The organism is Martinezella sp. CNPSo 3732 (assembly GCF_057784515.1).
The window spans coordinates 138,093-153,697 of record NZ_JBXSOO010000008.1 but is presented as its reverse complement, the minus strand read 5'-3'; the positions used below and the strand labels follow the sequence as shown (position 1 = coordinate 153,697).

Below are 15,605 nucleotides of genomic sequence, written 5' to 3'. Positions count from 1 at the left end.
CTCCCTGGATTCGAGCATTATGCTTTAAGTCTCGCGCGCGTCCTGAGAATAGCATCCGCAACCGCCAGCGCGTCCCTGTTGATTGCGACATTGTGTACGCGGAATATGGCAGCCCCCTGCAATCGCAGGATCGCGCTGGTTGCGGCAGTGCCGACATCGCGATCGGCCGCGTCGCGACCCGTTATAGTGCCGACGAACCGCTTGCGCGAAGTGCCGACCAACAGGGGCAACTCAAAGCGCAGCAGAGCATTGAAACGCGTCATAAGCTCGAGATTTTCCTCGGTATTCTCCTTGGCAAAGCCAAAACCCGGATCGAGCACGATCGTCTGCCTGTCGACGCCGGACGCAGCCGCAATCTCCAGCGAGCGATTGAGAAAGAAAAGCTGGTCATCGATGACATCAGGCAGCTTCTGCCGCTCACGCCCCGTATGCATGATACAGAGGCCGGCACCCGTTTGCGCCGCCACGGTGGCAATATCTGGCTCGCGCTGCAGACCGAACACGTCGTTGACGATATGCGCGCCGGCTCCGATCGCCAGCCGCGCCGTATCGGCGCGATAGGTATCGACCGAGATCAGCGCGTCGGTCCTGCCGCGCAACGCTTCGATGACGGGCAGCACCCGCCCCTGCTCCTCGCTGGCATTTATGGCGGCGGCACCTGGCTTGGTCGATTCGCCGCCGATATCGATGATGCCGGCCCCATCCTCAATGCAGGCCAGCGCATGGGCAACAGCCGCATCGACGGCCTCATAGTGACCGCCATCGGAAAAGGAATCCGGCGTCACATTGACGATAGCCATGATGACGCTCTGTCCGCCGACATCGATACTGCGGCCATGCGCGACATGCCAGGTTTGGCTGCGAAGCTCCGTCACGAACCGTCCATCCCATTGAAAAGGAAAAAACCTCGCGCTTGATATTGCGCTCACAGTGGCTATGCCGCAAGGTTCGCAGAAGTTCAACATGGTAGCGACACGAATGCCGCTTGCATCCCATAAGTTCAGTCTTTCGTGTGCATTGCTGCTCGCATTCTGCATACCCAATGTAGCCGGCGCGGAAGTCATCGCCCGCAAATCCATTTCCTATTTCGACATAAAGGGCAGCACTGCCGATGAGCTCGATGCCGCCCTGAACCAGCGCGGACCGCTGGCGATCGGCTCCAGCAGTCACCATCCCGGTGCGACAAAGATACGCTTCGGCGGCAATGCGACCTACAGTGAAGCAAACGGCCGCTGCTATATTTCCGGCGTCAAGGTTACGGTCGATACGGAAATCATTCTGCCTCGCTGGCGTGACCGGCGGCATGCCAGCAAGCAGCTTTCCATGATCTGGGATACCTTGGCTGCCGATATCCGGCGCCATGAGGACCGGCATGTCGAAATCGCCCGTCAACATGCGCGGCAGATGGAAAGGCAGATCCTGGCTCTGCCGTCAGCCAGCAATTGTGATGCGCTTCAGGAAAAGGCAAACGAAGTAACGTCGCGGGAAACAGACCGGCACGATGCCGATCAGGCGCGTTTCGACCGCATCGAAGCGATCAATTTCACGAGCCGGATGCAGAGGCTGCTCGACTATCGCAGCCGCCAAGGCGCCCGGCAGTAGCCTTTCGAAAAACTACCTTTCGGCGCAAAAGGCGATCAGCAGCGCCAACTGTGGGAAATCCGTCACTATTCCTGTGAATCGTCTAATCTCGTCGCTCTTTGAACTTTACGAGAATCTGAAATAGGTTTTTCCTATCAATTACAGAGACAAACGCACTGGTTGATTCGAAGAAGACCGGGCGGATGTCGCAAAAGGATCGATTTTGAGTACCTGCGTTGGCGGGTTTTCTCGCTCTTCGGCGCAGTCGGGGTTTGTTTCTCAAAGCATGCGCTAAGTGTTCTCCTGGCGCGTCCTGAAGCCGCAGGTGTTTCCTCCCTTGCCTGCGGTGATGCGCCCGCCTCGCCTCGCTCGCTGCACCAGCTGAGCGGGGCATCTTTTTTGGCATCCGACCTTCGGCGGGATTATCGCACCGGATCGGACGGGACGCGCCCGAGGTCGGGTGTCAGGCCTGGCGCTCCGGCACGTGGACGACAAGGCCGTCCAGCGCGCTCTTCATCTTGATCTGACAGGAAAGGCGCGAGTTCGGACGGACGTCGAAAGCGAAGTCGAGCATATCTTCTTCCATGGCTTCCGGGCCGCCGACCTTCTCGGTCCATTCCTCGTCGACATAGACATGACAGGTGGCACAAGCGCACGCACCGCCGCATTCCGCTTCGATGCCCGGGACGGAGTTGCGTACGGCATTTTCCATCACTGTGGAGCCCTCGTCGACGTTGAGGTCAAAGCGCGTGCCGTCGAAGGCGACGATGGTCAATTTGGTCATGTGGGTGAATTCCGATATTTCGTGAATGAAGGGTGATCGGAATTTTACTTCCAACAAATCGCTGGGGCAGTCAACATTTGCGCCGCCGAAACGGTTTGTCCCGTCTGGCGGCGCAAGGGTACATATTATTGATCTTCGAGCCGATCGGCTCAGCGCGAAAGCTTCAAAATGAAGTTTTCGGCCTCGATAACGCTGGTTGTGACCGCTGCCATGCGAGTGGCGTCGCCGACATTGCTTTCGAGCGCTCCGGCCGCATCCGCCACGCGGAAAGCGCCAACGGCACTGGCCGCACCCTTCAGCTTGTGCGATGCGGCCTCCATGCGCTTCGGATCGCCGCTGCCGATCTCCTGCAGGCAGGAACGGGCCTGCCTTGCGAACATCTGCAGGACCTCGACCTCAAGCGCCTTGTCACCCATCGTCTGCTTGCCGAGATGGACGAGATCGATCGCCCGCTCCCGCGACGGGGCCGCGCCCCGCGAATTATCAGGAGATTCAAATGCGATGTTCAAAGCTGCCATGTGCCAATGCTCCCGTCATTTATCTATGACTGTTTTATGGACCTGCCGCATAGTTGCGGCCCGGGCATGGCCATCCAGTTAAATTTTGGCACATTCAGGGCCGAAAACTCCAGACATGGTTAACGTGCGTTAAACATGCTCAAAATCTTGGCTTTTCATGGCGTTGAACAGGCAAACAGGGTTAATGGGACCTTAACGATCCACTGGCTTTAAGGTGGAATTAATTGTCATGACTGGGGGAATGTGTCACTACGATACTAGTAAATTGGGTAGATGGCACATGCCTTTGCCCCGGAAGTGGATGATGGTAATGTTTTCATAACATCCGTTTGAAAAACCAGTTATCCACTCTGAATGTAATGGGAAATCCAAGCTCGGTGTTGATCGAAGGCGGAAGACCCCACGGGAGGCAGGGTTCGTCTTTTCCGGACGCGGCGGAATTACCGGAAGAGACACGGCAAGCCCGAGTGAGTTGTAACGAGGCGTAACCGCATGGCGAACAAAAAGTACATCGAGTCGGTCGAGGACAAGGCCTTTCAGGCATTGGACGAAGCTCTGCAGATCGATTTCAGTGACGAGAGCTTGGAGTCCCGCAGCGGCACTACGCCCGATGTCCCGGAGCGAAATGTGTCTGAGCCGCCGAAACAGCCGATAAAGCAGACTAGGGATGATGCCGCCCGCAAGAATGGCGGCGCACGCAGCACCGCCGCCCCTGCTACCCCGCCCCGCTCCGCCGAGGCGCCTAAGAACCCGAACCTTGCAGCCGCCAATGACGGCAGCCGGGCGAGTTCCGCAAGCATATTGAGAGCGCTTGATGGAGCCTCGCAGAGCCACGCGGTGCGAAACGCCACGATCTTCTCGCTGTTCTGGATCATCGGTGGCGCCGGCCTCGCCTTCATGCTCTACGGCACGCAGATCCGAAACATCCATTCGATCGTGGATCTCGCAGCCCTTCCAGGCGTCATCGCCTGCATCGTCGGCATTATCGTTCCGGTGCTGCTGTTCTATGCTTTCGGCATGATGATTTCGCGTGCGCACGACATGCGCAATGCAGCCCGCTCCATGGCGGAAGTCGCCCTGCGTCTCGTCGAGCCGGAAACCGTTGCTTCCGAGCGCATCATGACGGTCGGTCAGGCCGTGCGCCGCGAAGTCTCGGCCATGAACGAAGGCATCGAACGCACCATTGCGCGCGCCACCGAGCTCGAAACCCTCGTCCATACCGAAGTCAATGCGCTGGAGCGCAGCTACGCCGACAATGAATTGCGCGTGCGCAGCCTGGTCCACGAGCTGGGTACCGAGCGCGATGCCATCGTCAATCACGCCGAGCGGATCCGCTCGTCGATCTCAGGCGTACACGATCAGATCAAGGAAGACCTCTCACTGGCGACCGAAGAAATCGCCGTGCGCCTCTCCACTTCGGGTGAAGCCTTCGCTTCGATGATCGATACGCGTGCGGCGGCACTGATGGAGAAGTCGGATTCCGCCGTCCAGGCCCTCGGCACTCTGCTTTCCGCCAAGACCGATAGCCTGCTGCAGAATCTCAACGCCTCGGGCCTCGCTCTCAGCCATGAATTCGACACCCGCCTGGAATCCCTGTCGTCGACTCTCGCCGAACGCGGCAACGCGCTGCTGGGCCAGTTCGAAACGCGCGCATCGACGCTCGATGCGAACACCGAAAAGCTGAACTCCGCACTGAATGAACGTGCGCGCCAGCTCAACGAGACGCTGGTGGCCCGCACCCGTGAAATCAGCGAGAGCCTCACCGGTGGCGAGCGCTCCATTACCGGCACGCTCGACAATGTTCTGTCCCGCCTCAACACGGCCCTCGACGAAAAGGGCGCGAGCTTCCGTCAAAGCCTTCAGTCGACGGCCGACGACGCCATTATGGACATCGACCTGCGCTCTGGCTTCTTCGACGAGCGCTTCCAGTCGACGATCGCACAGCTTTCGACGACGTTCGACGAGCGCGTATCGGAATTCACCTCCGCCTTCGACAAGCGCGCCGGCACCCTGGACACCAAGCTCACCGAAAGCCTCGCCCGCATCAATCAGTCGCTCGGCAGCAACTCCGATGCGCTGGAAGGCATCCTGACCTCCAGTATCGAGCGCCTGGGTTCGCATCTCACCGATCAGTCCTTCGCTCTGGCAACGACGCTGGCGACCGGACAGGAGGTGCTGGAAAGCGCCATCGGTTCCAAGGCGAACGAGATCACGTCGGCGCTGCAAAACGCCACGACGGGCATTTCCTCGGCCCTCACCTCGGGCACGAGCGAACTCAACACCACGCTCGCATCGCATGCCGGCGCCTTCACCTCCGCCGTGCAGGGCGTCACGCGCGACGTCTCCGCCGCCCTGCAAAGTGGCACGGAAGAACTGACCTCGGCCTTCACCGGCCGCGCCAATGACATCAACAATACTCTCTCGGCCCGCACCAGCGAGATCACGCAGGCTTTGGGTTCCGCCCATGAGCGCGTCGACGCCGTGATGGCCGCTCGCAGCAGCGCGCTTTTCGGCGCACTGGCAGACAACCAGTCTCGTTTCGAGCAGACGCTTGCCGAGCGTTCGGAAGCGATCACCAATGCCGTCAGCGGTTCTCATGAGCATCTGACCGCCGCCCTCGACGAACGCACCTCGATGCTGGCCATTTCGCTGGCCGAAAGCCAGTTACGCCTCGAAAACACGTTGGCGAGCCGCGCCGATGCCATCAACAGCGCCATGGCCGACACCCATAGCAGGCTGGCCGACACGCTCGACGACAAGACGATGGCGCTCGCTATTGCACTTTCCGAAGGCCAATCCCGTCTGGAAGACACCGTTTCCGGTCATGCTGAACACGTTGCCGGCACGCTGGATGCGAAGACCAAGGACCTTGCGCGTGCGCTCGCCGAGGGTCAGGCGCGTCTCGAAAGCACCGTTTCCGGTCACGCCGAAAGCGTCACCAACGCTCTCGACGACAGAACGATGGCGCTCGCTATCGCGCTTTCCGAGAGCCAGGCCCGGCTGGAGGAAACCGTTGCCGGTCACGCCGACCGCGTCGCCGACACGTTCGAAGGCAAGACCAGTGCGCTCGCAGCGGCCCTGACCTCCGGCCAGTCTCGTCTTGAAGAAACCCTCGCCAACCGCGCCGAGGCGATCATCAAGGCATTTGCGGGCAATCACAATGCTTTGGCCGAAGCGCTGGACGACAGAACGATGGCGCTCGCCATTGCGCTCAGTGAAAGCCAATCCCGCCTAGAAAGCACTATCGCCGGACACGCGGAAAGCGTAGCAAGCACTTTGGATGACAAGACGATGGCATTGGCCATTGCCCTTTCCGAAAGCCAAGCTCGCCTTGAAAACGCCGTTTCCGGCCATGCGGAAAGCGTCGGCGCCACGCTGGATGACAAGACGATGGCGCTGGCCATTGCGCTGTCGGAAGCCCAGGCCCGTCTCGAGGATACCGTCTCCGGCCACGCCGAGCGCGTTGCCGATACACTCGAAGGTAAGACGCGGGCGCTCTCCGATGCGCTGACCTCCGGCCAGTCGCGCCTTGAAGCAACGCTTGCCAACCGCGCCGAGGCGATCACCAACGCATTCAGGAGCAACCACGACGCGCTGGCAGACGCACTGGACGACAAGGCGATGGCTCTTGCCATTTCGCTCTCCGACACCCAGTCACGCCTCGAGGATGCGGTATCGAGCCGTCTCGACGCCCTCTCCGAAACGGTTGCCGGCACTCACGACAAGATTGTCAACAGCCTCGACGACCGGACGATGGCCCTGGCTATCGCCCTTTCGGAAGGCCATGCGAAGCTCGAAGACACTCTTTCCAACAGCGCCAAGGCCATTGCCCATACCGTCACCAGCGGTCATGAGGCACTGACCAACACGCTCGATGACAAGAGCATGGCCTTCGCGATCTCGCTCGCCGAAAACCAGAACCGTTTCGAAAGCGCCCTGGAAGACCGTGCCAACGCACTTCTGGACAGCGTCTCCGGCGCAGAGTCCCGCGTCGCCGGCGCCTTTGGCGACAAGGCGGATGCCATTCGTGCCGCCTATAGCGAAAACCAGGATCGCCTTGACCGCTCGCTCGCTGGCCACACGAGCGCTCTTTCCGAAATGCTCGGCAGCAACAGCGATCGCGTAGAGACCATTCTCGGCACCACCACCCGTCAGCTCGAAAACACTCTCGGTGCCGGTCTGTCGCAGATGGATCAGAACCTGGCGTCGGCCTATGAACGTATGCGCTCCACACTAGAAGACCGCAGCAATGCGATCAATCTTGCCCTGCGCGACGCGCATGCGCAGATCGACAACACGCTGATGGAGCAGACGACCGCTATCGGCACCTCGATCGCCACCAGCGCCAGCATGCTGGAAATGTCGCTCGAGGATCGCGAGGCTTCTCTGCGCCAGACCATCGACACGAGCGCAAGGACGCTGGAAGAGCGCCTGAACAGCGGTGCTGGCGACATTGCCGGCCGTATCCAGCAGGCCGCCGGCGACATCGCACGCTCGGCCGAAACCTTCTCGTCCAACCTCAACCAGTCGATCGACGGCATGACGAACCGCTTTGCTGAGACCGGCTCGCGGGTCGAGGCCAGCCTGTCGGCTCTTGAAAACCGCATCAATGAAGGCGTTACCGGCGTCGCCGCCCAGGTCGACGCTGCCGGCAACCGCCTCTCCGATACGCTGGCGAGCGGCGCGGCAAAGATCGACGACAGCGGCAGCCAGGCATCCGCCCGCATCGAAGAGCGCCTTTCAACCATGGACCGTGCCCTCAATGTCGGTCTCGAAGCCGTCAATCGCACGATCGAAGGCAAGGCCGCCAATCTGGCCACCACGCTGCGCACAGCCGTTGCCGACGCCGCGCAAGGCATGGACACGGAAGCGACGCGTACGGCCGAGCTGCTTGCCAACACTGGCCAGCAATTCGCCGAAAACCTCGGCAATCACAGCGATGCCTTCGCCCGTGCAATGACCGAGCGCTCCAACGACCTCGTCAACCGCGTCTCGGAAACGCAGAACCGGTTGGCAAGCCAGGCTGCGGCCGTCGCCCAGACCTTCTCGGAAGCAGGCAATGCGATCGTCAACAAGGTCGCCGAAGCCGAGGGCCTCGTCAGCAATCAGGTCAATACGATCTCGCAGGCTCTGTCTTCCGCGGAACAGTCGCTGGAAGCCCGCGGCGCAGCTATTCGCAACACGCTTGCCGGCGGCAGCGAGCAGATTGCTGCCTCCATGGCTCAGGTGGAGCGCGCGCTCGACGAGCGCAGCACGGCGATCCGCAGTTCTCTGGAAGAGCGCGCCCGTGAAATCGGCTCCACGCTTGCCGATGTCGACAAGGCGCTGGAAGCCCGTGGCTCCTCCATACGCACCTCGCTTGACGAGCGCACCCGCGAGCTGAATTCGATGCTTGCCGGACGCTCCACCGAGCTGTCGCGCCTCATCGACGAAAAGGCTCGCCCGATCGTCGATCGCTACGCGGCAACGGGCCAAGAAGCGGCAGCCCTCATCTCTGCGGCAGCTCAGGAAAGCACGGAACGCTTGCGCGCTGAAAACGCCGCCCTCATCAACGCGATCTCATCGCGCACCGAGCACGCGGTCAACACGGTCAGCGCACTCGAAAACAACCTGCTTGCAAGCGTCAACGGCATCATTGCCCGGCTGGCGGACAATAACTCGGCGATTGCCGGCCTGCTGTCCAACGCGGCCACCGAATTCGCAAACGTCGACGATCGCCTCACCGCAACCTCCTCGCGCTTCGCCGAATCTGCCGCGAAGGCCGGCGAGATGGTCTCGGCCTCGAGCCGTCTTCTCGAAGGCAAGGTCGATAAGCTGTCCGAGATCACCGGCCAGACCCTGTCGCAGGTGGGCAGCATCGTTGGCCGTTTCGACGATCATTCCAAAGTGCTGACGCAGGCATCCCAGCTTCTGGGGGCCGCTCAGTCGAACCTCGTCTCGACGCTGGAAGAGCGCGAAACGGCACTGCAGAACCTCGCCGTTGGCCTCGTTCAGCGCTCGGAAGAGATCGAGAACACCATGCGCGCCCTCGGCTCGATGGTGGAAACGGCCTTCGACCGGGCGGAGCAGCGGTCGAACCAGGTGACCGGCAATCTCCGCCAGAGCGTGCAGTCTTCCTTCGGCGATATCGGCCGCGTTCTCTCCGACGCGGAGAAGCGCGCCGAAGATGCGGCGGAAAACATGCGCTCCGCATTGCAGAAGGCCGGCGAGGAAGCGAACCAGGCAATCGAAAACACATTCGCCAATGCCGAGCGCCGTTCCAGCGATCTCACCAATCGCCTGCGCGGCGGCTTGACGGCCTCACTGTCCGAGGTCGAGCAGATGCTCGCCGACGCCGGAAAGACCTCCGATACAGCCGCCCAACAGCTGCGGGAGACGCTGCGCGTTGCAGTCGATGACGCGATCGGCCGCTTCGCCGGTGCGACGGACGAAATCCGCCGCTCGGCCGGCGACATCCGCCGCGAGCTCGACCTCACCCGCAGCGAACTGAAGCGCGGTGCCTTCGACCTTCCGGAAGAGGCAAAGGAAAGCGCCGCAGCCATGCGTCGCGCCGTTGCCGAACAGATCAAGGCCCTGCAGGATATCTCGCAGATCGTTGGCCGCTCGACGCAGCAGCTGGAGATTTCCGAGCCTGCAGCCCGTGCTCTGGCCGATGCACAGCCCGCTCCACGGCCGCAGCCTGCCGCACCTGCCCCGGCGGCTGCAGCCCCGCGGCCGCAACAAGCTGCTCCGCAGCAACAGTCGCCGGTCGCCCAGCAGCCCGCACAACGCCCGGCACCGCAGCCGCAGCAGCCTTCGATCGAGTCGCTCGGCTTGCGTGGGTCGATCCCGGCCGAGCGCCCGCCGGTACAGCCGCAGCGTCCGGCGGAAACAGCAGCTCCGGCCCGTCAGGAAGCAGCAGGCGGCGGCTGGATCAGCGATCTGCTTCGCGGCGCTTCGCGTGACGAAAACGCCGGTCTGCAGCCCGCACGTCAGCCGACTGCGAAAGCGCCGGCGGAACAGGCTCCTGCCCCTGCCGCACGCAACCCCCGCCATGTCGTGGAATCGCTGAACTCGCTTTCGGTCGATATCGCCCGCGCAATCGATCATGACGCCTCGGTCGATCTATGGCGCCGTTACCAGCGTGGCGAACGTGACGTGTTCACGCGCCGCCTCTATACACTAAAGGGCCAGCAGACCTTCGATGAGATCAAGCGCAAATACGACCGCGAACCAGAATTCCGCACCGCAGTGGATCGCTACATCGCCGATTTCGAAAAGCTGCTCACCGACGTTGCTCGCACCGATCGCGACAAGACGGCCACACAATCCTATCTCACATCGGATACCGGCAAGGTCTACACCATGCTGGCGCACGCAGCGGGCCGCCTGAGCTGAGATAGGCAGAGGACGAATAACCGATCCTCGGCAGAAATGCCGGGGATTTTGATTCAAGGTATTTCTTGGATCTTATGGTATGAAAATGGGCGGCTCAGCCGCCCTTGCTTTGTTTGGCAGCAGCTCCGCCCGGCTTATCGCGCCTCATGTACCTTCGAGATCAAACCGCTGGTAATACCCACAAGGAGGAAATTGTTCTTGAGGCGAACCCAGTGATAGCCGCGCGGGGGCGTGGACAGCTGATAGACGCGATAGTCTATCTCCGTGGCGCGGCGGCGGTCGGAAGCCGACAGGCGACGCCCCTTGACCCAGCCGCCCTTGCGGATGACGACTTTCTTCTTCACTACCTCTTTCTGAACAACGGCCTGCTTGCCGGCAGGAGCCGGTTTGACCTGCGCTGTCGCAACCAGCGGCATCGCTAGAACGGAGGCCGCAAGAAGGGCGGTGAAGATTTTTCTCATTGGTTGTTTCCTCATTTCAGACTCTGCACGCGAACTTATCGTGACAGACATGAAACGAGTCTGACAGTCGAATTATAATTCCGTAATGGACGCGATCGGTTCGGCCAGGCGCCTGCTCCGCTGGAAATCTTATAGCTCATCGTAGTTGAACCAGTCGAAATCCGCCGTCTTCGCCCGCCCCGAGGTATCGAAGGCAAACATGCCGGCAAAAGCGCCGGTGAAGGAGCCGTGCTCGCCGCGCCCGCCCTCATCCGAGATGACGCCGGCGTCGAGGACAGGCCCGATCGCCTGCCATGAGCCCATGCCTTCCGCTTGCCAGAAGAATTGCAGGTCGTTGTCCCGCACCTCCATGGCAAGCTGGATCCGCCCGTCCGGCACGGCGACGCCGCCCTCGATCGGAAAACTCAGGCGACCGTTCGGATAGTCGCCCGGGCAGGTCATGATAGTGACGCAGCGGCCGAGCTTCTCATGCAAGGTCACGGCGATGGCATGCAGTTTGAAGCGATTGTAGTAATGGATCAGGCCAGCAACCTGCTGATAGGTATCGGGCTGGAAATCGACGACCGTTTCGGCGCGAAAACTGTGATGCTCCTGACGGCGGGCGACGAGCGCCTGCTCGAACCAGGAACCGATGCTCTCGCGGGCGAAAAGCCGCAAATGGCCGGGGCGATCCGTCAGGCTGAAGATGCGCTCCGGTTGCGGCGTGCGCAACCACTGGAAATCCGCCGGCAATTTGCGCTCATCGAAATTGTAACCGCTGCGCCGGGGTTTTTCGATGCGCTGGGCGCCGTTCAGGCCAGAGACATCGACATCGGGAACACCGGTGCCATTTTCAAGATAGAGCCAGCCGTCCTCTTTCCAGACGCATTTCTGTAGGGCGGTCTCCCGACCGAGCGTGCAGCGGCGATGCGGAGGCAGAGGCCGTCCGCAAAGATGTGTATGATAGAACTGTCCGTCATGCGTCTCGACATATTGTCCGTGGCCGGCGCGCTGTAATACCGCTTCCGGATGGTCCTTCGACGTAATCAGGTATTTATTCGGATGCAGTTCGTACGGCCCGGCAATGTCGCGGGAGCGCGCCATGGTCACGGCATGATCGTAACCAGTGCCGCCTTCCGCCGTGGTCAGATAATAAAAGCCGTTACGCTTGAAGAGATGCGGCCCTTCGACCAGTCCCAGCTCCGTGCCGGCAAAGATGTTCCTGATCGGTCCCTTCAAGGATTTCGTCGCCGGATCCCATTGCTGCAGCAGAATACCATCGAAGGCCGGCGTCTTCGGCGAGCCGCCATAGCTCTGCGTGCGATGGTTCCATTGCATGTTGACGAACCACTTGCGACCATCGTCGTCGTGGAACAGGGATGGATCGAAACCGGACGAGTTCACATAAGCCGGCTCGGACCATCCGCCTTCGATGGTCGGCGAAGTCACGATGTAATTATGGGCATCCTTGAAGTTGCCGTCATAGCGCTTGACGTCGGTATAGACGAGCCAGAACAGGCCATCCGCATAGGAGAGGCAAGGCGCCCAGATGCCGCAGCTATCGGGTTCGCCGCGCATGTCGAGCTGCGAAGCGCGCTCCAGCGGCCGCCTTACCAGCGTCCAGTTCACGAGATCGCGCGAATGATGGATCTGCACGCCCGGATACCATTCGAATGTCGAAGTGGCGATATAATAGTCCTCGCCGACGCGGCAGATGGACGGGTCGGGGTTGAAACCCGGCAGGATCGGATTGCGGATCATGAACTCTCTCCTCCGGAGACCACGGCAAGCGGCAATAAGAAAAACGCCCGGAAACCAGTTCCGAGCGTTTTAGGATGATCAATCGCGTTCGGCCGACTTGGCCCAGAGATTGATGTCGGCCTCTTTGGCATAGACATCGATCTGTTTCAGCTCTTCGGCCGTGAAGTCGAGATTATCGAGCGCCTTGACGCAATCGACGATCTGCGACGAACGGCTGGCGCCGATCAGCGCCGAGGTGATACGGCCGCCGCGCAGAACCCAGGCGATCGCCATCTGCGCCAGCGTCTGGCCACGCTTCTCGGCGATCTCGTTGAGCTTTCTTATATTGTCGATGATCGACGGACGGATGAAGTCGCGCTTCAGGAAGTGATTCTGCGCAGCACGGCTGTCTTCCGGAATACCGCCGAGATACTTAGTCGAGAGCATGCCCTGAGCGAGCGGCGAGAAGACGATCGAACCGATGCCGAGATCTTCGAGCGTATCCACCAGACCGTCATCCTCGACCCAGCGGTTGAGCATGGAGTAGCTCGGCTGATGGATCAGGCATGGCGTGCCGAGTTCCCTAAGGATGGCGGCAGCCTCGCGCGTGCGCTGCGAGTTGTAGGAGGATATGCCGACATAGAGCGCCCTGCCCGAGCGGACGATATGGTCGAGCGCGCCGCAGGTCTCCTCCAGCGGCGTATCCGGGTCGAAGCGGTGCGAATAGAAGATATCGACATAGTCGAGACCCATGCGCTTCAGGCTTTGGTCGCAGGAGGCGATCAGATACTTGCGGCTGCCCCACTCGCCATAGGGACCCGGCCACATGTCGTAGCCGGCCTTGGAGGAGATGATGAGCTCGTCGCGCAAGCCGGCGAAATCGGTACGCAGAATCTCGCCGAATGCAGTCTCGGCGCTGCCGGGAGGCGGTCCGTAATTATTGGCAAGATCGAAATGGGTGATGCCGAGGTCGAAGGCCGTGCGGCACATGTCGACCTTGCGGTCATGCGGCGTATCGCCGCCGAAATTGTGCCAGAGCCCCAGCGAGACCGCCGGCAGCTTCAGACCGGAACGGCCGGTCCTGTTGTATTTCATTTTTGAATAACGATCGGATGCCGGTTGCCAGGCCATGATGGAATTCCTTCGAGATGAAAAGCGCGCGGGTTGATTACCCGCGCGCAAACTAGCTCTTCCGGCGCTTACTTCAAGAGCGCTTGTGCCTCTTCGATGCCGAGGGCCGCCGGCTGCGTGCAGGTCGTGCTGAGATCGATGAAGCGGCCCTCCTCGCCAGACTTCAGGATAGAGGTCATGACGTCGACGCCGTGCAAAGTGCGGTCGAGCGAGCACCGCGCATCCCGGCCATCGATCAGCGATGCAGCCATGTCGGCAAGCCCGGCCGTGCGATAATTGGCGCGCGAACCGCTCGGGCTTTCCTGATTGACGATGCCGAACGGATGCGCCCAGTTTTCCAGCGGCTTGATGTCCTTGTCGCGGCCGCTTGCCTCGACGGTGCCGCCGAAGAAGTTCGGATCGGGCACGTAGAGCGAACCCTCGGTGCCGTAGAGCTCCATATTGGCATGGCGGTGCGACCACACATCCCAGCTCGCCGTCAGCGTGATCCGCGCGCCACTGACGAATTCGAGCAGTGCCTGGATCGTCGTCGGCGTCTTGACCGGGATGATCTCGCCATTGCGCGGCAGGCTGGTGATCGTGCGGGTCGGCGATGCCATAGAGGTCATCGCACCCACGCGCTTCACCGGTCCGATCAGGTTGATGAGGTTCGCGACGTAATAGGGGCCGAGGTCGAGGATCGGGCCGCCGCCGGGCAGGAAGAAGAAGTCCGGATTCGGATGCCACATTTCCATGCCCGGGCTCATTACATGGCATGAACCCGAAGTGACGCGACCGATACCGCCGTCATCGATGAACTTGCGGGCGAGCTGATGGGCACCGCCGAGGAAGGTATCGGGAGCGCAGCCGACGGCCAGCCCCTTCTCCTTGGCGATGCGGCGCAGCTCTTCGCCCTGCTCCAGCGTTAGCACCAGCGGCTTTTCGGAGTAGACATGCTTGCCCGCTTCCAGGATGCGCTTGGAAACCGGAAAATGCGCATCCGGAATGGTCAGGTTGACGATGACGTCGAGCTCGTCATTGGCAAGCAGCTCGTCGATGGTCTGGGCCTTTACCTTGTATTCCTCAGCGCGCGCACGCGCCGCTTCCATGTTGATATCAGCGCAGGCCAGCACCTTCAGCCCCTTGAAGAGCGGTGCGAGCGAGAAGTAGGTGGTTGAGATATTGCCGCATCCGATGATGCCGACGCCAAGTTCCTTAGCCATGTGGAAGTGCCTCAAAAGCTCTTGAAGGATGCGATGGAGCGCGTGATCAGGCGATCGACATCGCTCGGATTGTCATGTTCGACGACGAAGTGCTTGGCCTTTGTGCCGGCGAGCGCCTTGAGCAACTTTGCCCATGGAACGGTGCCGTGACCGACATCGGCCCAGCCGTCTTCATTCTTGTTCTCGCCAGCCGGCGCAATATCCTTGACGTGAACGGCAGTGATGCGCGGGCCGAGCTTTTCGATCCAGGCGAAGGGATCGCCGCCGCCGCGGATGACCCAGGCGATATCGGCTTCCCAGGAAATATCCGGAGCGCCTTCGAAGATCTGTTCGATCGGCAGCGAGCCGTCAGCCTGCTTGACGAATTCGAAATCGTGGTTGTGCCAGCCGAATTCGAAGCCTGCATCCTTATAGGGCTTGCTCATTTCATGCAGGCGCTTGCCGAAGGCGAGCCAGCCGGCGGCATCCTTCGGGCGCTGATCGGCGCCGATATGGGGCGCATAGATCGAATCCATGCCGAGGGTCTTGGCGATGGTCAGCGACTTCTGCACTTCCCCGTCGAGGAAATCCGGGCTGAAATGGCCGCTTGCCATTCGCAGGCCGTTCTTGTCGAGTTCGGCGCGCAAGTTCTTGAGGCCAGTCTCGTCGACATCGGCGTAGATGCCACCAAAGCCCTCGACTTCGGCGTAGCCGGCCTTGCCGAGCTTGATGAAGATCTCCGAATAGGGCTGGAAATTGCGGGCGCTATAAAGCTGAAATCCAAGTTTCGTCATCGATAGTCCTCCAATGGCCTCCGGGCCGTCTGTCTTGGGCTTGTGGCCCCGAAAGCGCC

Annotated in this window: 10 protein-coding genes; 2 read left to right on the top strand and 8 right to left on the bottom strand. The window is 61.0% G+C overall.

Features of this window, described 5'->3' with window-relative positions; genetic code table 11:
• Positions 1-17: 17 nt before the first annotated feature.
• On the bottom strand, positions 18-875 hold the full coding sequence (gene folP, locus AC13RM_RS16290; RefSeq protein WP_488555290.1) for a dihydropteroate synthase: 858 nt from the start codon (positions 873-875) through the stop codon (positions 18-20).
• Between the two features lie 103 nt (positions 876-978).
• Here folP and AC13RM_RS16285 point away from each other — a divergent pair, with 103 nt between their 5' ends.
• Positions 979-1,602, top strand: a complete 624-nt coding sequence (locus tag AC13RM_RS16285; protein ID WP_488555313.1) for a DUF922 domain-containing Zn-dependent protease — start codon at positions 979-981, stop codon at positions 1,600-1,602.
• A 442-nt stretch (positions 1,603-2,044) separates the two neighbouring features.
• Here the strand turns inward: AC13RM_RS16285 and AC13RM_RS16280 are convergent, their stop codons facing one another.
• Both AC13RM_RS16280 and AC13RM_RS16275 read right to left on the bottom strand, forming a co-directional pair.
• Positions 2,045-2,365 (bottom strand): 2Fe-2S iron-sulfur cluster-binding protein, encoded by a 321-nt coding sequence (locus AC13RM_RS16280; protein ID WP_015340086.1) that lies wholly within the window; start codon positions 2,363-2,365, stop codon positions 2,045-2,047.
• Positions 2,366-2,514: 149 nt separating this feature from the next.
• A complete protein-coding gene (locus AC13RM_RS16275; RefSeq protein WP_440479810.1) occupies positions 2,515-2,883 on the bottom strand; it encodes an Hpt domain-containing protein in 369 nt (122 codons plus the stop codon).
• 492 nt (positions 2,884-3,375) lie between these two features.
• Here AC13RM_RS16275 and AC13RM_RS16270 point away from each other — a divergent pair, with 492 nt between their 5' ends.
• A complete protein-coding gene (locus AC13RM_RS16270; protein ID WP_488555289.1) occupies positions 3,376-10,260 on the top strand; it encodes an apolipoprotein A-IV repeat region-like domain-containing protein in 6,885 nt (2,294 codons plus the stop codon).
• A 134-nt stretch (positions 10,261-10,394) separates the two neighbouring features.
• On the opposite strand, the gene AC13RM_RS16265 is transcribed toward AC13RM_RS16270, so the two are convergent.
• From AC13RM_RS16265 to AC13RM_RS16245, 5 genes are all read right to left on the bottom strand, one after another.
• Positions 10,395-10,721, bottom strand: coding sequence for an RcnB family protein (locus AC13RM_RS16265; RefSeq protein WP_374817179.1), 327 nt, complete (start codon positions 10,719-10,721; stop codon positions 10,395-10,397).
• Between the two features lie 129 nt (positions 10,722-10,850).
• On the bottom strand, positions 10,851-12,461 hold the full coding sequence (locus AC13RM_RS16260; RefSeq protein WP_488555288.1) for a glycoside hydrolase family 43 protein: 1,611 nt from the start codon (positions 12,459-12,461) through the stop codon (positions 10,851-10,853).
• Positions 12,462-12,539: 78 nt separating this feature from the next.
• Positions 12,540-13,571, bottom strand: a complete 1,032-nt coding sequence (gene mgrA, locus AC13RM_RS16255) for an L-glyceraldehyde 3-phosphate reductase (protein WP_488555287.1) — start codon at positions 13,569-13,571, stop codon at positions 12,540-12,542.
• 68 nt (positions 13,572-13,639) lie between these two features.
• A complete protein-coding gene (locus tag AC13RM_RS16250) occupies positions 13,640-14,773 on the bottom strand; it encodes a Gfo/Idh/MocA family protein (protein WP_488555286.1) in 1,134 nt (377 codons plus the stop codon).
• An 11-nt stretch (positions 14,774-14,784) separates the two neighbouring features.
• Positions 14,785-15,546, bottom strand: a complete 762-nt coding sequence (locus AC13RM_RS16245) for a sugar phosphate isomerase/epimerase family protein (protein WP_488555285.1) — start codon at positions 15,544-15,546, stop codon at positions 14,785-14,787.
• Positions 15,547-15,605: the final 59 nt, after the last annotated feature.